The sequence below is a fragment of the Actinomadura meyerae genome, from assembly GCF_900188445.1.
GTDB lineage: Bacteria > Actinomycetota > Actinomycetes > Streptosporangiales > Streptosporangiaceae > Spirillospora > Spirillospora meyerae.
The window spans coordinates 152,950-174,277 of the sequence record NZ_FZOR01000014.1; the positions used below are offsets into that span (position 1 = coordinate 152,950).

The following is a 21,328-nucleotide window of genomic DNA, read 5'->3' on the forward strand; positions in this document are numbered from 1 at the left end:
GGCCGTTTGATAGCTGCTAACGTACGCGTGACCCACCCGCATGTCGGTCATCGCGCGCTATCAGGGGGATTTCATGCACCACGTGGTCGGCTTCTCGCCGGGGGTTTTCGACCTCTTCCATGTGGGGCATCTCGACCTGCTGAGCCGCGCCGCCGGGCGGTGCGACCGCCTGGTGGTCGGCGTGCTCGCGGACGAGGCGGCCGAGGAGCTGTTCGGCGCCCGGCCGATCGTCCCGGCGATCGAGCGGATGGAGATCGTCTCGAACGTGCGGTACGTGTCCGGCGTCGTCCCCCTGGCGGGGACGGGCCTGCGCGAGGCCCACGAGGCCGTCGGCTTCCAGCGGGTCTTCACCGGCGGTCCGGACGCCCCGGCCGCCGCCGACGTCGAGCGCGAGCTGGCCGGGACGGGCGTCGCCGTGGTGGCGCTCACCGGGCTGGCCGAGACGCGCAGCGCCGTGCTCCGCGGGGCGCTGCCGGGCGCGAACCCGAAGGCGTCGGTCGCATGAGCGGCCGGCCCGGATTCCGGGACGCGCTGTCCCGGCTCGCCATGGCGCAGAAGACCGCCAAGGGCGCCCCGGCGTACTCGCGCTTCGTCAACCGCAAGCTGGGGCGGGTGCTGGCGGCCGCCTCCTACGTGCTCGGCCTGACCCCGAACATGGTCACGGCGATCAGCGCCGCGTTCACCTTCACCGGCATCGCGCTGATCGCGCTGGTCGACCCGGCGCCGTGGCTGGGCGTCGCGGTCTGCCTGGCGCTGGTGGTCGGGTACGCCTTCGACGCGGCGGACGGGCAGCTGGCCCGGCTGCGCGGCGGCGGCTCGATGTCCGGCGAGTACCTCGACCACATGGTCGACAGCGCCAAGATCTCCGCGCTGCACCTGGCCGTGCTGATCTCCTGGTACCGGTTCGGCGACCTCGACGAGCCCGCGTTCCTGCTGATCCCGGTCGGCTTCACGGTCGTCGCCGCGGTGATGTTCTTCGGCATGATCCTCAAGGACCTGCTGGCCCGCGCCCACCGCGCCCGGACCGGCGAGCAGGCGCCGCCCGCCGCCGCGCCGTCCATGGTCCGCTCGCTGCTGGTCGTGCCGACCGACTACGGGCTGCTCTGCGTGGCGTTCCTGCTGCTCGGCGCCCCCTCGGTGTTTCGCCCGCTGTACGGGCTGATCTTCCTCGGCAACCTGCTGTTCCTGGCGGCCGCCGCGGTGAAGTGGTTCCGCGAGGTCGGGGCGCTGGACGCGCCGGCCCGCGACCGCGAGGCGGTGCTCCGGTGAGCGGTGTCGTCGGCTACGTGCCGGGCGCCTACGACATGTTCCACATCGGGCACCTGAACATCCTGCGGCGGGCGCGGCGCGAGTGCGACCGGCTGATCGCGGGCGTCGTCACCGACGAGGTGCTGGAGCGGGTCAAGGGCCGGCCCCCGATCGTCCCGCTGGCCGAGCGGCTGGCGATCGTCGGCAGCATGGCGTGCGTGGACGAGGTCGTCACCGACGTGTCCAGCGACAAGGTCGTCATGTGGCGCGAGCTCGGCTTCGACGTGCTGTTCAAGGGCGACGACTGGAAGGGCACCGAGAAGGGCGACCGGCTGGAGGCCGACCTCGGCGCGGTCGGCGTGCGGGTCGTGTACTTCCCCTACACGGTGCACACCTCCAGCACGGCGCTCCGGCGGATGATCGCCGGGACGTGACCGCGGGCACGCGAGCGCGGGCAGGCGACCGGGGGCACGTGAGCCCCCGCACGCGAGCCCCCGCATGTGAGCGGGCCGCCCGGCGCGTCACGCGGCGGCCCGGCGGGCGCGTACCCTGGTAGCGGTACCGGGGTCCGAGGGGATTTCCGGGTTTTCGGGCTGCCCTGCCTCGGGGTTATTTCGGCGAATGTGCGGGCGAAGATGACGCTTTCTGGACTTGTTGACCTTGCGTGTACCGACTCCGGGCTGCGGGAGGCCCTGCGGCGGGTGCGCGCCGACCAGGAGGTCGTGGCTCCGGGCGCGCTCTGGCCCGTCCTCGCCGCCGCGCTGAGCCGTGCGCTGCGCGACCGCGACGGCGACGGCGGAGGCGGCGGCACGGTGCTCGCGGTGACCGCGACGGGCCGCGAGGCCGAGGACCTGGCCGCCGCGCTGTCGAGCCTGATCGACCCGGCGCGGGTCGCGCACTTCCCCGCATGGGAGACGCTGCCGCACGAGAAGCTGTCGCCGCGCTCGGACACCGTCGGGCAGCGGCTCGCGGTGCTGCGCCGCCTCGTCCACCCGGACGCGGGCGGCCCGCCCGCCGGGGAGGACGCGCCGGACGGGGCGCCGAAGGGCGGTGCGCTGGACGTCGTCGTGACGCCGGTCCGCGCCGTGCTCCAGCCGATCGTGGCCGGCCTCGCCGACCTGGAGCCGGTGCGGCTGGTCTCCGGCGCGGACGCCGACATGGACGAGGCCGTCCGCGCCCTGGTGGACGCCGGGTACCACCGCGTCGACCTGGTGGAGAAGCGCGGCGAGATCGCGGTGCGCGGCGGGATCCTGGACGTGTTCCCGCCGACCGAGGAGCACCCGCTGCGGGTGGAGTTCTGGGGCGACACCGTCGAGGAGATCCGCTACTTCAAGGCCGCCGACCAGCGGTCGCTGGAGGTCGCGCAGGGCGGGCTGTGGGCGCCGCCGTGCCGCGAGCTGCCGCTGACCGAGCAGGTGCGCGAGCGGGCGAAGCGGCTCGCCGAGCAGCACCCGGCGCTGGAGGAGATCCTCGGCCGGATCGCCGACGGCGACACCGTCGAGGGCATGGAGGCGTTCTCGCCCGTCCTCGCCGACCGGATGGAGCTGCTCACCGACCTGCTGCCGGAGGGGTCGGCGCTGCTGGTGTGCGAGCCGGAGCGGATCCGGACGCGGGCGGTGGAGCTGGTCCGGACGAGCCAGGAGTTCCTGGAGGCGAGCTGGGTGAACGCCGCCGCCGGGGGAGAGGCGCCGATCGACCTCGGCGCCGCCGCGTTCCGCTCGCTGGAGGAGGTCCGCGAGCACAGCACCGAGCTGGGCCTGCCGCGCTGGAGCGTGACCGCGCTCAACCCGCTCGCGGCGGGCGAGGCGGGCGGGCCGTCCTCGCCGGACGGCGGCGACGGCGTGCTGAGCCTGGGCGTGGTGCCCGCCGAGGCGTACCGGGGCGACACCTCCCGCGTCGTCGGCGACCTGAAGGGCTGGATCGACGGCGGCTGGCGCGTCGTGATGGTCACCGCCGGGCACGGGCCCGCCGAGCGGCTCGTCCAGCTCGTCGGGGAGGAGGGCATCGGGGCGCGGCGCGCCGACCTCGCGGAGCCGCCCGAGCCGTCCGTGGTGACCGTGGCGACCGGGCTGTTGGAGAACGGCTTCGTCTGGGAGTCGGTCAAGCTCGCGGTGCTCACCGAGACCGACCTGTCCGGGCAGAAGTCGTCCACGAAGGACGCGCGGCGCATGCCGTCGCGGCGGCGCGGCGGCATCGACCCGCTCCAGCTCCGGCCGGGCGACTACGTCGTGCACGAGCAGCACGGCGTCGGCCGGTACGTGGAGATGGTCAGCCGGACGGTGCAGGGCGCCACCCGCGAGTACCTGATCCTGGAGTACGCCAAGGGCGACCGGCTGTTCGTCCCGACCGACCAGCTGGAGGAGCTGACCCGCTACGTCGGCGGCGAGGCGCCCAGCCTGCACCGGCTCGGCGGCTCCGACTGGCAGAAGGCCAAGTCCCGCGCGCGCAAGGCGGTCAAGCAGATCGCCGGCGAGCTGATCCGGCTGTACTCGGCGCGGATGGCGAGCCCCGGCCACGCGTTCGCGCCGGACACGCCCTGGCAGCGGGAGCTGGAGGACGCCTTCCCCTACAACGAGACGCCCGACCAGCTCGCCGCCATCGACGAGGTCAAGGGCGACATGGAGAAGCCCGTCCCGATGGACCGGCTGATCTGCGGCGACGTCGGCTACGGCAAGACCGAGATCGCGGTGCGGGCGGCGTTCAAGGCGGTGCAGGACGGCCGCCAGGTCGCGGTGCTCGTGCCGACGACGCTGCTGGTGCAGCAGCACATGTCGACGTTCAGCGAGCGGTTCGCGGCGTTCCCCGTCGTGGTGAAGCCGATCAGCCGGTTCCAGACCGACAAGGAGATCGAGGAGACGCTGCGCGGCCTGTCCGAGGGCACCGTGGACGTCGTCGTCGGCACGCACCGCATCCTGTCGTCGCAGACCCGGTTCAAGAACCTCGGCCTGGTCATCATCGACGAGGAGCAGCGGTTCGGCGTCGAGCACAAGGAGGAGCTGAAGCGGCTCCGGACGCAGGTGGACGTGCTCGCCATGTCCGCGACGCCGATCCCGCGCACGCTGGAGATGGGGCTGACCGGCATCCGCGAGATGTCGACGATCCTCACCCCGCCGGAGGAGCGGCACCCGGTGCTGACGTTCGTCGGCCCGTACGAGGAGAAGCAGATCGCCGCCGCGATCCGCCGCGAGCTGCTGCGCGAGGGCCAGGTCTTCTTCGTGCACAACCGGGTCCGCTCGATCAACAAGGTCGCGGCGAACCTGGCGCGGCTCGTCCCGGAGGCGCGGATCGCGGTCGCGCACGGGCAGATGAACGAGAACGAGCTCGAGAAGGTCATGGTCGACTTCTGGGAGAAGAACTACGACGTCCTCGTCGCGACCACGATCGTCGAGTCCGGGCTGGACGTGCCGAACGCCAACACCCTCATCGTCGACCGCGCCGACATGTACGGGCTGTCGCAGCTGCACCAGCTGCGCGGGCGCGTGGGCCGCGGCCGCGAGCGCGCCTACGCCTACTTCCTGTACCAGCCGGAGCAGCCGCTGACGGAGACCGCGCACGAGCGGCTCGCGACGCTGGCGCAGCACACCGAGGTCGGCGCCGGCATGTACGTCGCGATGAAGGACCTGGAGATCCGCGGCGCGGGCAACATCCTCGGCGCGGAGCAGTCCGGGCACGTCGCCGGAGTCGGGTTCGACCTGTACGTCCGGATGGTCGGGGAGGCCGTCCGGGACCTGAAGGAGGGCGGCGCCGCCGCGGCCGAGCCCGCCGAGACGAAGGTCGAGCTGCCCGTCGACGCGCACCTGCCGCACGAGTACGTGCCGGGGGAGCGGCTCCGGCTGGACGCCTACCGCCGCATCGCCGCGATCACCTCCGACGAGGAGATCGGCGCCGTGCACGACGAGCTGAAGGACCGGTTCGGCCCGCTGCCCGTCCCGGTGCTGAACCTGCTGGAGGTGGCGCGGTTCCGGGCGAAGGCGCGCCGGGCCGGGCTGACCGACGTCACGCTCCAGGGCAACTTCGTGAAGTTCACGCCGGTGGACCTGCCGGACTCCCGGCAGGTCAGGCTCCAGCGGCTGTACCCGAAGAGCATCCTGAAGCCCGCGACCGACACCCTGCTGGTGCCGATGCCGAAGACCGCGCCGCTCGGCGGCCGGCCGCTGCGCGACCAGGAGCTGCTGAAGTGGGCGACCGACCTGGTGGAGGCGCTGTTCCTCGAACCGGCGTCCGCCGCCGCCAAGCGGTAGCCTGGGCCCGCCCCGACCCGCGAGATCCACAATGAGACGAGGAATCGTGCCTGGTAAGTCCGTGAAGGCGGCGGTGGCGGTCGCGCTGGCGGCCGGCGCGCTGGCCGGCTGCGGCGGCTCCCCGAAGGTCGGCACCGCCGCCCTCGTCGGCGACGACCGCATCACCGTCACCGAGCTCAGCCAGACCGTCCGCGACTGGCGCGCCCAGTTCCGCGCCGACCCGGCGGCCAACGAGCTGCGCGCCAACCCCGCCAACCCGGCGCCGCAGCTCGCCGGCGAGTCCGAGTCCGACCTGCAGGGCGCGCTCACCCTGCTGATCAACTTCCGGGTCGCGCGCGAGGTCGCCGACCGGGCCGGGGTGCGGGTCACGGGCGGGCAGGTCGACACCGCGGTGCGGGCGCTGGACGGGCGCGGCGGCGCGGCCTCGATCACGCTGGCGAGCGGGCTGCCCCGCGAGCACACCCGCGACCTCGCGCGCCTCGTGGCGACGCAGGCGGCGGTCATGCAGCGGTTCGGCGCGGACATGGGCAACCAGCTCAGCCCGGCGACGCAGCAGGCCGGCCGGCGGTGGAACGAGCTGTTCCAGCAGACCGCGAACCGCATGGACATCGAGGTCAACCCCCGCTACGGCAGCTACGACCCGGGCAAGTTCGAGATCGCCCCGGTCGGCTACCGGCTGTCCAGCCCCGACTCGGGTATCTGAGGCGCATGGCGCTGACACTGCTCGCGACCACGCACCGGGTCGCGCCGGGGCTGCTGACCTGGCGGGCGTGGGACGCGCTCCGCTCGGCGGGCGCCGTCCGGCTGCGCGACGGGCATCCGCTGCTGCCGTCCCTGCGCGACGCCGGGATCGCGGCGCGGACCGTCGGGGAGCCCGACGCGGCGCGGCTGGTCGCGGACGCGCGGGCCGCCGACGTGGTGTGGGTCGCCGCCCCCGAGGGCGACGAGGACCTGATGCGCGAGGTCGGGACGCTCGTCGTCAACGACCCGCTGGACGTCGAGGTGCTGCACGGCTCCTACGACCTGCCGGGCGCGCGGCTGCTCGACCTGGTCTCGGTCATGGACACGCTGCGCCGCGAATGCCCGTGGGACCGCAAGCAGACGCACACCACGCTGGTCCCGTACCTGCTGGAGGAGGCGTACGAGGTCCTCGACACGATCGAGTCGGGCGACTACGGCGCGCTCCGCGAGGAGCTCGGGGACGTGCTGATGCAGGTGGCGTTCCATTCGGTGGTGGCCGCCGAGCGCGACGACGAGACCGCGTTCACCATCGACGACGTCGCCGCCGCGATCGTGGAGAAGCTGGTCCGCCGCCACCCGCACGTGTTCGGGGACGTGACCGTCTCCGGCGCCGACGAGGTCAACGCCAACTGGGAGCAGATCAAGGCGGCCGAGCGGGCGGCGAAGAGCGGCGCGGAGGCGTCCGCCCTGGACGGGGTGCCGATGGGCCAGCCCGCGCTGTCGCTGGCGGCGCAGCTCCAGCGCCGCGCGGCGCGGATGGAGGCCCCGGAGGGGCTCGCCGACGGGCTCGCCGGGGAGGGGGACGGCGCGGCCACCGAGAATGATCTCGGTTCGCGGCTTTTCGCCCTCGTCCGGGAGGCGGTGGAGCGGGGAGCCGACCCCGAGGCGGAGTTGCGCGCCGTTTCCCGGGTATTCCGCGATCGTGTCCAAGCGTGGGAACGACGGCGGCAGCGCGCCTGATCCACGGGAAGAGCCCGGATCGCCGGAGCGTGGATCGCCGGGATTAGGGCGGAACATCGCCAATGGGGTGGTCCGTCCGCGAAGGCACGTTTACTCTAGGCGCGTGCCGACCGGGGCGGATGGTGATGCGGGGAATCGCGATGCGGGAAGCGGTGCCCCGGCCCCGCCGCGCCGCCGGATCCTGACCGCGTCCACGACCCGCGCCGAGAAGCTCCGCGCGCTGCGCGGCCTCGGCGCCCTCGGCGGCCTCGCCGGGTTCATCGTCGCGCTGATGCTGCTGCCCACCGCGTGCACGGCGGGCGTCGGCGCCCGCGACACGGCCCGCTGGTTCGACAGCGACCCGGTGAACCTGACGACGTCCGGCGTCCCGCAGCGGTCCACGATCCTCGCCGCCGACGGCTCGAAGATCGCGACGTTCTTCTACCAGAACCGGGTGGACGTCCCGCTCAACAAGATCGCGCCGGTCGCGCGGCGCGCGGTGCTCGCCATCGAGGACAGCCGCTTCTACGAGCACGGCGCCATCGACCTGCACGGCACGCTGCGGGCGCTCGCCAGCAACCTCAGCAGCGGGCAGGTCACCCAGGGCGGCTCCGGCATCACCCAGCAGTACGTGAAGAACCTGCTGCTCACCCAGGCCGACAGCGACGAGGAGCGGGAGGCCGCCAAGGAGGTCACCACCGCCCGCAAGGTCCGCGAGCTGCGGTACGCGGTCGCGGTGGAGGAGAAGTTCAGCAAGGACGAGATCCTGCGCCGCTACCTCAACATCGCCTACTACGGCGACGGCGCGTACGGCATCGAGGCCGCCTCCCGGCACTACTTCTCCAAGCACGCGTCCGAGCTGGACCTGCCCGAGGCGGCGCTGCTCGCCGGGATCATCCGCTACCCGTACGCCTACGACCCGACCCGCCATCCCGGCGAGGCCCGGCAGCGCCGCGACACCGTCCTGGACCGGATGGCCGCGCTCGGCTGGATCGACGCGGCGAAGGCGGCCGAGGCGAAGCGCAGGCCCCTCGGGCTGAAGATCGACAACATCCGCAGCGGCTGCGTGTCCAGCAGGGCGCCGTTCTTCTGCGACTACGTGCAGCGCGAGATCCTCACCAATCCGGTCTTCGGCAAGACCGCCAAGGACCGGGAGAAGCTGCTCAAGCGCGGGGGCCTGACGATCCGCACGACCATGGACCCGCGGGCGCAGAAGGCGGCACAGCGGGCGGTGGACCGGCACGTCCCACCGAAGAACTCGGCGCACAAGGCCGCCGCCGAGGCGATGGTCCAGCCGGGCACCGGCGAGATCAAGGCGATGGTCGTCGACCGCGCCCTCGGGCCCGACAAGGAGCGCGGCAAGACCTGGATCAACTTCGCCGCAGACGCCAGCCACGGCTCCAGCATCGGCATGCAGGCCGGGTCGACGTTCAAGGCGTTCACGCTCGCCGCCGCGCTGGACGAGGGCATGCCGTTCGGCACCCGGCTGATGGCGCCGCGCGCCTACACCCCGGTCGGCTTCCGCAACTGCGACGGCGACCGGGTCGGCGACCCGAACGCGTCGCTGCGCAACGCCGCCGACGGCGAGGGAGGCAAGCAGTTCAGCCTCGTCACCGGCACGCACCACTCGGTCAACACCTTCTTCCTCGCGCTGGAGAAGGAGGTCGGGCTGTGCGACACCGTCCGGATGGCCGAGCGGCTCGGGATGAAGCAGGCGAACGGCAAGCCGCTGGAGCAGTACCCGGCCTTCACGCTCGGCTTCAACCCCGTCTCCCCGCTGCGGCTCGCCGCCGCCTACGCCGCGTTCGGCGCGCGCGGCGAGTACTGCAAGCCGATCGCGATCAAGTCCGTGAAGGACGCCGCGGGGCGCAAGCTGAAGGTGCCGCCGCGCGACTGCGAGCAGGTGCTCGACGACGGCGTCGCCGACGCCGTCAACTACGTGCTGCAGGGCGTCCTCACCAAGGGCACCGCGCGGGGCATGGGCATCGGCCGGCCCGCCGCGGGCAAGACCGGCACCGTCGACAACTTCTCCGCCGCCTGGTTCGCCGGGTACACCCCGGACCTCGCGGCGGCCGTGTGGGTCGGCGACCCGCGCGGCGGCTACCGGCACCCGATGGACAGCCTCTGCATGGACGGGCGGTGCTACGGCTCCGTGTTCGGCGCGACGATCCCCGCGCCGATCTGGCAGCAGAGCATGAGCGGTGCGCTGCGCGGGACCGCGCCGTCGTCGTTCCACCGGCCGCCGTCGCTGTACTTCAGCAAGGGGTCCGGCGAGGACCGGGTGAAGGTGCCCGACGTGCGCGGGATGAAGCTGAACGACGCGGTCGCCAAGCTCCGCGCCGCGGGCTTCACGACCAACGTGGGCGCGCAGGTCGCGTCCGACCGGTACCCGAAGGGGACGGTCGCCGAGATGTCGCCCGCGCCCGGCCCGGCCGAGCCCGGCACGACCATCACGGTGCGCGCCAGCCGCGGCCCGGACCGGTCCGAGGAGCCGGGCGACCCGGAGGGGCCGGACGGCCCGGACGGCCCGCGCCCGCCGGTGACGATCCCGCCGCTGCCGCCCGGCGACCCGGCCCGTCCGCCGTCGCCCTGATCGGTCGCCCCGGGGCGGGGGCGGCCCGCGTGTGACCCGTCTGACCTGCGGATCCGTGTGATCGTCTCGATGATCGGGTAGGGCACCTGCGGGGGCGCCAGGGCCCCCTGCGATCCGATCGGGGGGACGATCGTCATGCGAGCCATCGCCGTGTCCGAGTACGGCGCCACACCGGCGCCGATGAACCTGCCGCGGCCCGAACCGGGGCCGGGGGAGATCCTGGTGAAGATGATCGCGGCCGGGGTCAATCCGATGGACTGGAAGATCGCCGACGGGCTGCTCAAGGACTCGATCGACGCCTCCTTCCCGCTGATCCTCGGCCAGGACGGGGCGGGCGTGGTGGAGGAGGCCGGCGACGGCGTGACCCGGCTGCGGCACGGGGAGCAGGTCTACGGGGTCTTCGGCATGCCCGAGCGCGGCCTCGGCAGCTACGCCGAGTACGCGATCGCCCGCGACGACGGGCCGGTCGCGAGGATGCCCGAGGGCATGATCTACACGCAGGCCGCGGCGGTGCCGATCGCGAGCATGAGCGCGCTCGCCATGGTCGACGAGGCGCGCATCGACTCCGGGCAGACCGTGCTGGTCGTCGGCGCGACCGGCGGCACCGGGCAGAGCGCGGTGCAGCTCGCCGCCCTCGCGGGCGCCAAGGTGATCGCGACCGCCCGCGACGACATGGCGGGCACGATGCGACGCCTCGGCGCGGACGAGACCGTCGACCACTCCAAGGGCGACCTCAACGGGCAGGTGCTGGCCGTCCACTCCGACGGCGTCGACGCGATCCTCGACATGGCGAGCGACACGGCCGCGGCCGACCATCTGGCCCAGCTGCTGCGTCCCGGCGGCACCTACGTCAGCACGGTCTGGGCGGTGAACCCGGACGCGATGGAGGCGCGGGAGCTGCGCGGCGTCAACTTCCAGGTCGAGCCGTCCGCGGAGCTGCTGGACCGGCTGTCCGACCTCATCGACGCGGGCAAGCTGCGGGTGCGCGTCGAGCGGGAGGCGCCCCTCGACGAGGCGGCCGACGCGCTGGCCGCCAGCCGGGCCGGCGGCGCCCGCGGCAAGACCGTGCTGCGCGTCTGACCCCGTGCCGCGGGCCGTGATCGGCGTCTCACGGCGGGACGGCGTGCAGACCGGCGGGAGGCGGGCATGCAGAGCTGCATGCAGGGGCCGCCCGCGCGGGCGGCCCGACGACGGGAGGACCAGATGAACCAGTCCGAGGAGGAGCTGCGCACCCGGCTCCGCCAGGTCGAGGAGTCGCTCGAGCGGCTCCGCGCCGACCTGCCGGGGCCGCCCGACGACCCGGGCGACTTCGTCGACGCCGGGCAGTACCTGAGCCAGCGGGAGGAGCTGGAGGGCCAGATCGAGCTGCTGGAGGCCGAGCGCGAGCGCCTCCGCGACTCGCTCGGCCTCGAGTGAGCCCCATGGGGCACGCGCCGCCGGGCCGGCCGCCCGGACCGCCGGGAACAAACGCCGGGTGCCCCCGGTTGGCGGGGTTGTATCACGCAACCGAGGGGAGGCCGGGATGACCGCCTACGAGGAGTTCGAGCGCGCCACGCTGTTCTTCGACGCCAAGGACTACGCCGGCGCCGCGCGCCTGCTCGCCCCGGTCGTCGAGGGCGACCCCGGCAACCGCGCCGCCGTCGAGCTGCTCGGCCGCGCCTACTTCCACAGCGCGCAGCTCGGCCGCGCCGAGGCGGTCTTCCGCCGCCTCGTGGACCTCGACCCCTGCAACGGCTGGGCGCACGAGGCCCTGGCCCGCACCCTGGAGCGGCGCGGGCGCGCGGCGGAGGCGGGCAAGTTCCGCAAGCTCGCGCGCGCGATGGGCGTGGAGCCCGCGCCCGGCGTCGAGGTGTCCGTCACGGCCGCCGATCTGGCCTGACACCGCCGCTCGCCCGGTACCCCCGCCCGCCGGCGCGTCACCGCTCGTCGTCGGGCGTGGAGGGCGCGGCGGGGAGGCGGAGGACGAACCGGGCGCCGCTGCGGCCGTCCAGCCGGTCGGTGAGGACCAGCGACCCCTGGTGCGCGGTCGCGATGTCCCGCGAGATCGCCAGGCCGAGGCCGGTGCCGCCTGCGTCGCGGTGCCGGCCCTCGGCCAGCCGGGTGAACCGCTCGAACACGCGCTCGCGGTCCTGCGGCGGGACGCCCGGGCCGTCGTCGATCACCTCGACGACGGCGGTCGCGGGCGGCTCGGTGCGCAGGATCATCGTCACCTCCGACGCCGCGTGCCGGTCGGCGTTGTCCAGCAGGTTCGTCAGCAGCCGCGCCAGCTCGCTGCGGCCGCCCTCCACCCGCACGGCACCCTCGGACAGGACGGTCACCTGGGTGCGCCTGGGTCGGCGCAGGACCTCCTCGTCCGCCAGCTCGGGGAGGTCGACCACCTCGCGCGGGAAGTTGCGGTCGGCCTCCAGCCGCGCCAGCGCCAGCAGGTCGTCCACCACCGCCGACAGCCGCTCGGTGTTCTCCAGGACGGCCTGGAGCGTCTCCTGCACGTCGGCCTCCTCCGGCGCCGACAGCGCCAGTTCCACTTCCATTCGCAGCGCGGCGAGGGGGCTGCGCAGCTCGTGCGACACGTCGGAGACGAAGCCGCGCTGCCGGGCGACCGCCTGCTCCAGCCGGTCGAGGGTCGCGTTGATGCTCTCGGCGAGCAGCCCGACCTCGTCGCGGCGCGGCGGCACCGGCACCCGGCGCTCCAGATCGGTGGCGGTGATCTCGTCCAGCTCCCGGCGGATCGCGTTGACGGGCCGCAGCGTCCGGTTGGCCGACAGCCAGGTCGCGTAACCGACCAGGCCGGTGATGAGCGGGACGCTGAGGGCGGCGAGCGCCGCCTGCAGCGGTTCCGGCGCGAGCCCGGGCTCGGGCGCCAGCGAGTAGACGAGCTTCGCCGACGGCCCGATGCCGACCTGGAACTCGACGATGAGGAAGCAGGGCCCGCCGGGCGCGTCGACACCGCACCTGCGGGTGTCGCGGCGGTCGACGTCCAGCGGCAGCGGGGGCAGGCGCGGCGGCTCGCGGCCGCGCATCCGCGGCGACGCCGCGATCACCCGGCCCTGGCGGTCGGTGACCTCCAGCAGCTCGCCGCCGGGCGCCCGGATCTCGGGGGTCAGCGTGCCGTTCTTGATCGCGGTCGCCACCCGGCGGCCGTCCCGGGCGAGGTCGCGCATCGTTTCGACCCGCACCTGCTGCCTGATCAGGTACAGCATCACCCCGCACAGCACGCCGGACAGCACCAGCGCGATGAGGACGGCCACGAGCATCACCCGGACCCGGATCTCCGGGCGGCGCAGGACGGCGCGCCAGATCCAGCGGCTCAGTCCCGCGGACGGCCGGGGAAGCCGGAAGCGTATGGCGACCTCCCGGGTACGTTTCTCCTGGTACCCGGGAGGTCTTGCCGGAAAGCGGCAAACGCCATCGCGGCGGACGGGTAAAACCCGGTCATGCCGCGTCGACGCCCCAGCGCCGCCGGACCGCGCCGTCCGCGACCCCGAACAGCTGGTCGATCACGATCCCGATGATCAGGATCACCAGCATGTAGGAGATCATGTCGGCGGTGTTGTTCAGCTCCCGCGCCTGCGACAGCAGCACGCCGAGGGACGTCGTGTCGCCGATGATGACCAGCAGCTCGCCCGCCATCAGGCTGCGCCAGGCGAACGCCCAGCCCTGCTTCAGCCCGGCCACGAACGCCGGCAGCGACGCGGGCATGATCAGGTGCCGGTACAGCAGGAGGCCGCGCAGCCCCATCACGCGTCCCGCGCGCAGCAGGATCGGCGGGGTGTAGTCGACGCCCGCGATCAGCCCGTTGGCGATCGAGGGCGCCGCGCCCAGGATCACCACGAACAGGATCGCGCTCTCGCTCAGCCGGAACAGCAGGATGGCGAGCGGGAACCACGCGATCGACGGCATCGTCTGCAGGCCGGTGATCAGCGAGCCGAAGGCGCGCCGCAGCACCCGGAACCGCGCCACCAGCACGCCGGTCAGCACCCCGGCGCCGACGGCCAGCGCGAACCCGACCAGGGCGCGCCGCATGGTCAGCGCGACCGCCTCCCAGAACCGCCCGCTCGTGACCTGGTCCCAGAACACCGGGAGCGTGTCGCGGGGGCCGGGCAGGACCCACGGGTCCTTCCAGCCGCTCCACACCACCGCCTGCCAGACGGCGAGCGCGATCAGCACGGCCGCGGCCATGGGCCACAGCGCCGACCAGGCCCGCCGGGCGAGCCGGACCCTCGTCCCGCCGCCGAGCTCCAGGGCGTCCAGCCCGGCCAGCTCCCGCTCGCGGAGCCCCTCCGCCGGGCCGCCGCCCGCGGGCGCGCCCTTCTTCAGCACCTCATGCGCCATGCCGGACGACCTCCTCGCGCAGCCGGTCGGTGATGGTGGCCGCCAGCGCGGCGACCTCCGGCGAGTCGATCCGGCGGGGCCGCCCCATCGGGACGGGGAACTCCTCCACCACCCGGCCGGGGCGGCTGCTGAGCAGCACGACCCGGTCGCCGAGCCGCACCGCCTCCCGCACGTTGTGCGTGACGAACAGCACGGTCAGGTTCCGCTCCCGCCAGATCCGCTCGACCTCGTCGTGCAGGAGGTCGCGGGTCATGGCGTCGAGCGCGCCGAACGGCTCGTCCATCAGCAGGACGGTCCGCCGGCCGTCCGCGTCCTCGCCGTCCGCGCTCCCGCCGCCCGCGCCCTCGGTGAGCGACAGCGCGCGGGCGAGCGCGACGCGCTGGCGCATGCCGCCGGACAGCTGGTGCGGGCGCTTCTTCGCGAAGCCGCCGAGGTGCACCGAGTCGAGCAGCTCCGCCGCCCGGTCGCGCCGCTCCTTGCGCGGCACGCCGCGCATCTTGAGGGCGAGCTCCAGGTTGCCCGTCACGGTCAGCCACGGGAACAGCGCGGGCTCCTGGAACATGAGCGCGACGCGGGCGCCCGCGGTGTCGATCGTCCCGGCGCTCGGCCGCTCCAGGTCCGCGACGAGGTTCAGCAGCGTGCTCTTCCCGCAGCCGGACGCGCCGAGCAGGCAGGTGAACTCGCCCGGCGCGACGTCCAGGGAGACCCGGTCGAGCGCGAGCAGCGCCGACCGGCCGCCGCCGAACGCCTTGGAGACGCCGTCGAGCCGGACCGCCGCGGTCGTGCTCATCGGTCGTCCACCTGCGGCTTCCCATTCGCCTTGAGCACCTCGTTGAGCGGCTTGAGGTCGTAGATGCCGGTCAGGTCGGTCTTCTCCAGCAGGCCGATCTCCTCGGCGTGCCGCGCGCCGGCCGTCAGCGAGGACGCGACCGGGTCGACGGTGAAGTCGATCTCCTTGAACGCGGCGGCCAGCACGTCCTCCTTGAGCGGCTTGCCGCTCAGCTTCGTCAGCGCGTCGTTGGTGACCTTCTGCGCGTCCGCCTGGTTCTGGTTGATGTAGTCGGTCGCCTCGACGACGCCCTCCAGCAGCTTCTTGACCTGCTCCGGGTTCTTCTTCGCGTACTCCTGGCTGACGAGCAGGTTGGTGATGACGAACTTGCCGCCCGGCCACAGCGTCTTCTCGTCCAGCAGCCGCTTGCCCTTGCTCTCCAGGATCAGCCGCGACGCGTAGGGCTCGGGGACCCAGGCGCCGTCGATGTCGCCCTGCGCGAACGTCTGGAGCGTCTGCGAGTTCTCCTGCGGGACGACCTTCACGTCGCCGCTGCCGTCCTTGTTCGCGGTGAGGCCGTTCTGCTTGAGCCAGTAGCGGATCGCGACGTCCTGGGTGTTGCCGAGCTGCGGGGTCGCGATGCGCTTGCCGCGCAGGTCCTGGACGCCCTTGATGCCGGGCTTGACGACGAGGGACACGCCGCCCGACGCCGCCCCGGAGATGATGTGGACCGCCTTGCCGTGCGACTTCGCCCAGGCGTTGATGGACGGGTTCGGCCCCACGAACGTCGCGTCGATCGCGCCGGAGAACAGCGCCTCCACGGCGGAGGGGCCGGCGTTGAACGTCGCCGTCTTCGGCGCGGTGCCCAGGTGCTTGGCGAAGATGCCCTTCTCGACGCCCACGAGGGCGGTGGCGTGCGTGATGTTCGGGAAGTACCCGAGCCTGAGCGGCGCCCCGGACCCGCCGCCGTCGCCGGTCCCCCCGCCGTCGCCGCAGGCGCCGAGCGCGCCCGCCGTGACCAGGGCGGCCAGTGCCGCCGCGGTGATGCGCCCGGTGAGTCCTCGAAGCATTGCCTTGTTTCCCTATCAATCAAGTCGGATAGACCAGATTAGTAGATAGTTTGGGCAAGTCCCGCGTCAAGTCCCGGCTCAGGAACGGTTTCGTCACGGGCGTCCCCTATGTGAACGGCGAGCCCGTTGGTCGGTGCGGGGGCGGCACGGATAGGCTCGGTGACCGCACCAGATCATCCGCTTTTCCTCAGGGGGTTCCCCGTGTCGTCGATCGAGGCCGTTCTCGCCCGGGAGATCCTTGACTCCCGCGGCAATCCGACCGTCGAGGTCGAGGTCCTGCTCGCCGATGGGACCGAGGCGCACGCCGCCGTGCCGAGCGGCGCGTCGACCGGCCGGTTCGAGGCCGTGGAGCTGCGCGACGGAGGGGAGCGCTACGGCGGCAAGGGCGTCCGCAACGCGGTCAAGGCCGTCAATGAGACCATCGACGAGAAGCTCGTCGGCTACCCGGCGTCCGACCAGCGGCTGATCGACCAGCTCCTGGTCGACCTCGACGGCACTCCCGCCAAGTCCGCGCTCGGCGCCAACGCGATCCTCGGCGTGAGCCTCGCCGTCGCCAAGGCCGCCGCCGACTCCGCCGGACTGCCGCTGTTCCGCTACGTCGGCGGGCCGAACGCGCACCTGCTGCCCGTGCCGATGATGAACATCCTGAACGGCGGCGCGCACGCCGACACCAACGTCGACATCCAGGAGTTCATGATCGCGCCGATCGGCGCGGCCACCTTCGCCGAGGCGCTGCGCTGGGGCGCCGAGACCTACCACGCGCTGAAGTCGGTGCTGAAGTCCAAGGGCCTGAACACCGGGCTCGGCGACGAGGGCGGCTTCGCCCCCGACCTGCCGAGCAACCGGGACGCGCTCGACCTCATCCTGGAGGCGATCCGCAAGGCCGGCTTCACCCCCGGGCGCGACATCGCGCTCGCCCTCGACGTCGCCGCCAGCGAGTTCCACGCCGACGGCCAGTACGCGTTCGAGGGCACGAAGCGCTCCGCCGACGACATGGCGGCCTACTACGGCGAGCTGCTGAGCGGCTACCCGCTGGTCTCCATCGAGGACCCGCTCGACGAGGAGGACTGGGCCGGCTGGGAGGGCCTCACCGCGGCCGTCGGCGACCGCGTCCAGCTCGTCGGCGACGACCTGTTCGTCACCAACCCCGAGCGGCTCGGCCGGGGCATCAAGTCCGGCGCCGCCAACGCCCTGCTGGTGAAGGTCAACCAGATCGGCACGCTCAGCGAGACCCTCGACGCCGTCTCGCTCGCGCAGACCAGCGGGTACAAGTGCATGATGAGCCACCGGTCCGGCGAGACCGAGGACACCACGATCGCCGACCTCGCCGTGGCGACCAACTGCGGCCAGATCAAGACCGGCGCCCCGGCCCGCAGCGACCGCGTCGCCAAGTACAACCAGCTGCTGCGCATCGAGGAGCTGCTGGACGACGCCGCGCGCTACGCCGGCGCCGCCGCGTTCCCGCGCTTCGACGCGCGGGGTTGAGCCGCGGCCCGGGTCCCGGCGGGCGCGGCCGCGTCCCGCCGGGACCCGGGCGGCCGAGCCGGAGGCAGGGGACACGATGGCCGACGATGACGAGCGGACCGGCCCGCGGGCCGGACGGGACGGCGACCGCGCGGCCGGGGACGGCGCCGCCGGCGACCGGGGCGCCGGGGCGCGCCGCGGCAACCCGGCGCTCACCAGCCGCGCCGCCATCCTCGCGGTCGTGGTGTGCGCGATCGCGCTGAGCCTCGCCTACCCCGTCCGGGAGTACATCGCCCAGCGCAAGGAGATCGCCGACCTGCGGCACCAGGAGGCGGTGGCCCGGCGGCAGGTCGAGGAGCTCGCCCTGCGCAAGCAACAACTGGGTGATAAGTCGTACATTGAGCGTGAGGCCACACGGAGGCTCCATTACTGTCGTCCTGACGTAAAGTGCTACATCGTGCTGGACGGCAGCGGTGCGGAGGGCCGGCAGACGCAGCGGGGCGGGCCGGCGCGCAAGCCGCCCTGGTACGAGACGCTGTGGCGATCGGTGGAGGCCGCCGACCGGCCGCGCTGATTTCGCGGGTGGGGACAGATGATCGATGCAGGTGACACGGCCGCCGTCGCGGCCCAGCTCGGGCGGGAGCCGCGCGGTGTGCGCGCGGTCGCGGCCCGCTGCCCGTGCGGGAGGCCCGCGGTGATCGAGACCGCGCCGCGGCTCCCCGACGGGACGCCCTTTCCCACGCTGTTCTACCTGACCTGCCCGAAGGCCGCCTCGGCCATCGGGACCCTGGAGGGCAGCGGCATCATGCGGGACATGCAGGCCAGGCTCGCGGACGACCCGGACCTCAAGGACGCCTACGCCGCCGCCCACGAGGACTACCTCCGCCGCAGGGACGAGGCCACCCGCGAGGAGGGCGTCGAGCCGCTGCCCGCCGGCATGCAGAGCGCGGGCGGCATGCCCGAGCGCGTCAAGTGCCTGCACGCCCTGGTCGCGCACGAGCTGGCGGTGCCGGGGGCGAACCCGTTCGGCCGGGAGGCCCTCGACGCGCTGCCCGACTGGTGGCGCTCCGGGTCCTGCGTCGATGCGGATGTCGATGCGGATGTCGATGTGGATGTGGAACGGGCCGAGCCGGGGGAGGACGCGTGACGCGGGTCGCGGCCGTCGACTGCGGGACGAACTCCGTCCGGCTGCTCATCGCCGACATCACGCCGGGCGAGGACGGCGGGCGGCTCACCGACGTCGAGCGCCGGATGGAGATCGTCCGGCTCGGCGAGGGCGTCGACGAGACCGGCCGGCTCTCGCCCGCCGCGCTGGAGCGCACGTTCACCGCGATGCGCGGCTACGCCGAGCTGATCGAGCGGCACGGTGGCCGCGCCGGGCACGGCCCGATCAAGACCCGGGTGGTGGCGACCAGCGCCACCCGCGACGCGGCGAACCGGGCCGACTTCGTCAGCGGCGTCGTCGACATCTTCGGCGTCGTCCCCGAGGTCGTCACCGGGGACGAGGAGGCCGAGCTGTCCTTCCTCGGCGCCACCCGCGAGCTGGCCGAGCTGCGTCCCGCCCGCCCCTACCTGGTCGTCGACATCGGCGGCGGGTCCACCGAGTTCGTGCTCGGCAGCTCCGCGGCCGACGCGTCCCGCTCGATCGACATCGGCTGCGTCCGGATGACCGAGCGGCACCTGCGGGACGACCCGCCCTCGCCCGAGCAGATCTCCAACGCCGCCGCCGACATCGACGCCGCGCTCGCCACCGTCCGGGAGCGGGTCCCGGTCGACGAGGCGCGCACGCTCGTCGGCCTCGCCGGGTCCGTCACCACGGTCGCCGGGATCGCGCTCGACCTGCCCGAGTACGACGCGTCCCGGATCCACCTGTCGCGCATCACCGCCACCCAGGTGCACGAGGTGACACGGCGGCTGCTGCACGCCACCCGCGCCGAGCGGGCCCGGTTCGGCGTCATGCACCCGGGCCGCGTCGACGTCATCGGCGCGGGCGCGCTGATCCTCGACCGGATCATGCGGGAGTACGGGTTCGGCGCCGTCGTCGTCAGCGAGCACGACATCCTGGACGGCATCGCCTGGTCGCTGGTCTGACGCGCGGGGTTTGACGCGCGCTACCGCTTGAGCAGCGCCAGCAGCGCGGGGATGAGCACCGCGTTCGGGTTCTGCTGCGGGACGTAGAGGATCGGGGAGCCGCCGGCGGCCTGCTGGATCCAGACCCGGCCCCGGTCGACGACCGCGCCGGAGATCGACGACCAGCTCAGCGACACCCGGTTGCCGCGCACCCCGCCCGGATGGACGGTGAGGCCCTGCGCCACGTCGACCGACTCCCCGGCGCGGACCCGCTGGGCGAGTTCGGCGACCAGCCGCCGCTCGCAGTGCTCCTGGCACAGCTGGATCAGCCGGCCCCAGACCTGCTCGGGCTCACCGCCGCGGCCCGGCAGCGCGTCCGGCTCGATCACCACCTCGACGCGCGGGCCGCCGTGGAACGGGAAGCGGCCCGCCTGGAAGATCCACTGCGTGCAGGGCGGCCGGCCGGATCCGGCCGGGCGCTCGGCCGCCCAGTACGCCACCCACTCCACCCGCGGCCACGGGAGGGACGCGTTCCCGTAGGCGACGGCCTGCTCGTCGGCGTGCAGGTGCAGGCCGCGCACGGCCGTGTCCAGTGCCCGGTCGGACGGGGCGTACTCCCAGCTCGGCCGCTGGACGAGCGGCGCGGCGGCGGGCTCGGCGGCCTGCTCGCGGGCGGGCGGGCGCAGCCGGGGCGGGCGGTCCGGCTCGGGATTGAGGCGCTCGGTCCAGGTCCGGCCGTCCCACCAGCGCAGGCTCCCGGTGCCGTAGGGGTCGGGGTACCAGCCCGGTTTCGACACTCCCGCCTCCCGCTTTCGCCCGATGGCAGTGCCGGACACCCGCCTCCCCGACCGGCGAACGCATCGTACCGACCGGGCCCCCTCCGCACCCGCCACCGGCGGAACCCGGCCACCGCCGGGCGACCCGGCACGGCGTGGGACGATCGATGGTATGCCCACCGCCAACGCCCCCTTCGTGCCGCCCGGATCCGGATGGCCGGAGGACCCCGCCGCCCCGGACACCCCCGTCGCGCACGGCACCGGCGAGGTCGTCGAGCTGGCCGCGAAGGCCCCCGATCTGGCCGAGCTGTGCGCCCGCCAGTCGGTGTGCCGCGCCTGCGACCGGCTCGTGGCGTGGCGGGAGAAGGTCGCCGTCCAGCGGCGCCGCGCGTTCGCCGCCGAGGAGTACTGGGGGCGGCCCGTCGCCGGCTGGGGCGACCCGGAGCCGCGCATCCTCATCGTCGGGCTGGCCCCGGCGGCGCACGGCGGCAACCGCACCGGACGCATCTTCACCGGAGACCGGTCGGGCGACTGGCTGTTCGCGTCCCTGCACCGGGTGGGGCTCGCGTCGCAGCCGACGAGCGTCCACGCGGGCGACGGGCAGCGGCTCATCGGCGCGCGGATGGCGGCGACCGTCCGCTGCGCCCCGCCCGACAACAAGCCGACGCCGCTGGAGCGCACCACCTGCCTGCCGTGGCTGGCCCGCGAGGTCGAGATGGTCGCGCCGAGCGTCCGCTGCGTCGTGTGCCTCGGCGGGTTCGCCTGGCAGGGCGTGTGGCCGGCGCTCAAGCAGGCGGGCTACGGGGTGCCGCGGCCGCGGCCGAAGTTCGGCCACGGCGCCGAGGCGGAGCTCGCGCCGCCGCCCGGGGTGACGCGGCGCGACCCGGTGCTGCTGCTGGGCTGCTACCACCCGAGCCAGCAGAACACCTTCACCGGCCGCGTCACCGAGGACATGCTGGACGCGGTCCTCACCCGCGCCCGCGACTACCGCTAGTACTACATGCCTAGATCTCGGTAAGCGATTGAGCGATTCCTGTACGTGATCACCTTGGGTGGTGCGACGCTGTCTGCATGCCTGAGGCTCG

The 21,328-nt window shown here is 73.6% G+C and carries 20 protein-coding genes; 15 read left to right on the top strand and 5 right to left on the bottom strand.

Annotated elements, in window-relative coordinates; genetic code table 11:
• Positions 1-73: 73 nt before the first annotated feature.
• The 10 genes from CHF16_RS16875 (at position 74) to CHF16_RS16920 (ending at position 11,641) form a co-directional block, all read left to right on the top strand.
• Complete coding sequence (locus tag CHF16_RS16875) at positions 74-505, top strand: adenylyltransferase/cytidyltransferase family protein (protein ID WP_179271556.1); 432 nt, start codon at positions 74-76, stop codon at positions 503-505.
• Positions 502-1,269 (top strand): CDP-alcohol phosphatidyltransferase family protein, encoded by a 768-nt coding sequence (locus CHF16_RS16880; protein WP_089326995.1) that lies wholly within the window; start codon positions 502-504, stop codon positions 1,267-1,269. Before CHF16_RS16875 ends, CHF16_RS16880 begins: the two co-directional genes overlap by 4 nt.
• Positions 1,266-1,682: an FAD synthase family protein gene (locus CHF16_RS16885; RefSeq protein ID WP_089326996.1), complete on the top strand. Its 417-nt coding sequence runs from the start codon at positions 1,266-1,268 to the stop codon at positions 1,680-1,682. Before CHF16_RS16880 ends, CHF16_RS16885 begins: the two co-directional genes overlap by 4 nt.
• 201 nt (positions 1,683-1,883) lie before the next feature.
• Complete coding sequence (gene mfd, locus CHF16_RS16890; RefSeq protein ID WP_089327027.1) at positions 1,884-5,489, top strand: transcription-repair coupling factor; 3,606 nt, start codon at positions 1,884-1,886, stop codon at positions 5,487-5,489.
• 46 nt (positions 5,490-5,535) lie between these two features.
• The gene (locus tag CHF16_RS16895) at positions 5,536-6,192 is read left to right on the top strand and encodes a SurA N-terminal domain-containing protein (protein ID WP_143228011.1); all 657 of its coding nucleotides are present in this window, start codon (positions 5,536-5,538) and stop codon (positions 6,190-6,192) included.
• A gap of 5 nt (positions 6,193-6,197) precedes the next feature.
• Complete coding sequence (mazG, locus tag CHF16_RS16900; protein ID WP_089326998.1) at positions 6,198-7,190, top strand: nucleoside triphosphate pyrophosphohydrolase; 993 nt, start codon at positions 6,198-6,200, stop codon at positions 7,188-7,190.
• Between the two features lie 103 nt (positions 7,191-7,293).
• On the top strand, positions 7,294-9,762 hold the full coding sequence (locus CHF16_RS16905) for a penicillin-binding protein (protein WP_179271557.1): 2,469 nt from the start codon (positions 7,294-7,296) through the stop codon (positions 9,760-9,762).
• A gap of 135 nt (positions 9,763-9,897) precedes the next feature.
• Positions 9,898-10,842: an NADP-dependent oxidoreductase gene (locus CHF16_RS16910; RefSeq protein ID WP_089326999.1), complete on the top strand. Its 945-nt coding sequence runs from the start codon at positions 9,898-9,900 to the stop codon at positions 10,840-10,842.
• 123 nt (positions 10,843-10,965) lie between these two features.
• On the top strand, positions 10,966-11,178 hold the full coding sequence (locus tag CHF16_RS16915) for a hypothetical protein (protein WP_089327000.1): 213 nt from the start codon (positions 10,966-10,968) through the stop codon (positions 11,176-11,178).
• Between the two features lie 106 nt (positions 11,179-11,284).
• Positions 11,285-11,641, top strand: coding sequence for a tetratricopeptide repeat protein (locus CHF16_RS16920; RefSeq protein WP_089327001.1), 357 nt, complete (start codon positions 11,285-11,287; stop codon positions 11,639-11,641).
• Between the two features lie 37 nt (positions 11,642-11,678).
• Here the strand turns inward: CHF16_RS16920 and CHF16_RS16925 are convergent, their stop codons facing one another.
• The 4 genes from CHF16_RS16925 to CHF16_RS16940 form a co-directional block, all read right to left on the bottom strand.
• Entirely contained in the window at positions 11,679-13,016 is a 1,338-nt protein-coding gene (locus CHF16_RS16925) for a sensor histidine kinase (protein ID WP_089327002.1), read from the bottom strand.
• Positions 13,017-13,194: 178 nt separating this feature from the next.
• Complete coding sequence (locus CHF16_RS16930; protein ID WP_089327003.1) at positions 13,195-14,094, bottom strand: ABC transporter permease; 900 nt, start codon at positions 14,092-14,094, stop codon at positions 13,195-13,197.
• On the bottom strand, positions 14,084-14,884 hold the full coding sequence (locus tag CHF16_RS16935; RefSeq protein WP_089327004.1) for an ABC transporter ATP-binding protein: 801 nt from the start codon (positions 14,882-14,884) through the stop codon (positions 14,084-14,086). The genes CHF16_RS16930 and CHF16_RS16935 overlap by 11 nt, the downstream gene beginning before the upstream one ends.
• Positions 14,881-15,933, bottom strand: coding sequence for an ABC transporter substrate-binding protein (locus CHF16_RS16940; RefSeq protein ID WP_089327005.1), 1,053 nt, complete (start codon positions 15,931-15,933; stop codon positions 14,881-14,883). Before CHF16_RS16940 ends, CHF16_RS16935 begins: the two co-directional genes overlap by 4 nt.
• 201 nt (positions 15,934-16,134) lie before the next feature.
• On the opposite strand from CHF16_RS16940, the gene eno reads away from it, so the two are divergent.
• From eno to CHF16_RS16960, 4 genes are all read left to right on the top strand, one after another.
• Entirely contained in the window at positions 16,135-17,418 is a 1,284-nt protein-coding gene (gene eno, locus CHF16_RS16945) for a phosphopyruvate hydratase (protein ID WP_089327006.1), read from the top strand.
• A gap of 76 nt (positions 17,419-17,494) precedes the next feature.
• Complete coding sequence (locus CHF16_RS16950) at positions 17,495-17,971, top strand: FtsB family cell division protein (RefSeq protein ID WP_089327007.1); 477 nt, start codon at positions 17,495-17,497, stop codon at positions 17,969-17,971.
• A gap of 18 nt (positions 17,972-17,989) precedes the next feature.
• Positions 17,990-18,544: a DUF501 domain-containing protein gene (locus CHF16_RS16955; RefSeq protein WP_089327008.1), complete on the top strand. Its 555-nt coding sequence runs from the start codon at positions 17,990-17,992 to the stop codon at positions 18,542-18,544.
• Entirely contained in the window at positions 18,541-19,488 is a 948-nt protein-coding gene (locus tag CHF16_RS16960; protein WP_089327009.1) for a Ppx/GppA phosphatase family protein, read from the top strand. Before CHF16_RS16955 ends, CHF16_RS16960 begins: the two co-directional genes overlap by 4 nt.
• 20 nt (positions 19,489-19,508) lie before the next feature.
• Here CHF16_RS16960 and CHF16_RS39485 read toward each other — a convergent pair whose 3' ends face one another.
• On the bottom strand, positions 19,509-20,303 hold the full coding sequence (locus CHF16_RS39485) for a DUF2510 domain-containing protein (RefSeq protein WP_179271558.1): 795 nt from the start codon (positions 20,301-20,303) through the stop codon (positions 19,509-19,511).
• Between the two features lie 112 nt (positions 20,304-20,415).
• Between CHF16_RS39485 and CHF16_RS16975 the strand changes: the two genes are divergently transcribed.
• On the top strand, positions 20,416-21,237 hold the full coding sequence (locus tag CHF16_RS16975; protein WP_089327011.1) for a uracil-DNA glycosylase: 822 nt from the start codon (positions 20,416-20,418) through the stop codon (positions 21,235-21,237).
• Positions 21,238-21,328: the final 91 nt, after the last annotated feature.

Coding starts and splice junctions, on each gene's coding strand:
- CHF16_RS16875 (WP_179271556.1), top strand. CDS start 74: ATGCACCACGTGGTCGGCTTCTCGCCGGGGGTTTTCGACCTCTTCCAT.
- CHF16_RS16880 (WP_089326995.1), top strand. CDS start 502: ATGAGCGGCCGGCCCGGATTCCGGGACGCGCTGTCCCGGCTCGCCATG.
- mfd (WP_089327027.1), top strand. CDS start 1,884: ATGACGCTTTCTGGACTTGTTGACCTTGCGTGTACCGACTCCGGGCTG.
- mazG (WP_089326998.1), top strand. CDS start 6,198: ATGGCGCTGACACTGCTCGCGACCACGCACCGGGTCGCGCCGGGGCTG.
- CHF16_RS16910 (WP_089326999.1), top strand. CDS start 9,898: ATGCGAGCCATCGCCGTGTCCGAGTACGGCGCCACACCGGCGCCGATG.
- CHF16_RS16915 (WP_089327000.1), top strand. CDS start 10,966: ATGAACCAGTCCGAGGAGGAGCTGCGCACCCGGCTCCGCCAGGTCGAG.
- CHF16_RS16920 (WP_089327001.1), top strand. CDS start 11,285: ATGACCGCCTACGAGGAGTTCGAGCGCGCCACGCTGTTCTTCGACGCC.
- CHF16_RS16925 (WP_089327002.1), bottom strand. CDS start 13,016: ATGCTCGTGGCCGTCCTCATCGCGCTGGTGCTGTCCGGCGTGCTGTGC.
- CHF16_RS16930 (WP_089327003.1), bottom strand. CDS start 14,094: ATGGCGCATGAGGTGCTGAAGAAGGGCGCGCCCGCGGGCGGCGGCCCG.
- CHF16_RS16935 (WP_089327004.1), bottom strand. CDS start 14,884: ATGAGCACGACCGCGGCGGTCCGGCTCGACGGCGTCTCCAAGGCGTTC.
- CHF16_RS16940 (WP_089327005.1), bottom strand. CDS start 15,933: ATGCTTCGAGGACTCACCGGGCGCATCACCGCGGCGGCACTGGCCGCC.
- CHF16_RS16950 (WP_089327007.1), top strand. CDS start 17,495: ATGGCCGACGATGACGAGCGGACCGGCCCGCGGGCCGGACGGGACGGC.
- CHF16_RS16955 (WP_089327008.1), top strand. CDS start 17,990: ATGATCGATGCAGGTGACACGGCCGCCGTCGCGGCCCAGCTCGGGCGG.
- CHF16_RS16975 (WP_089327011.1), top strand. CDS start 20,416: ATGCCCACCGCCAACGCCCCCTTCGTGCCGCCCGGATCCGGATGGCCG.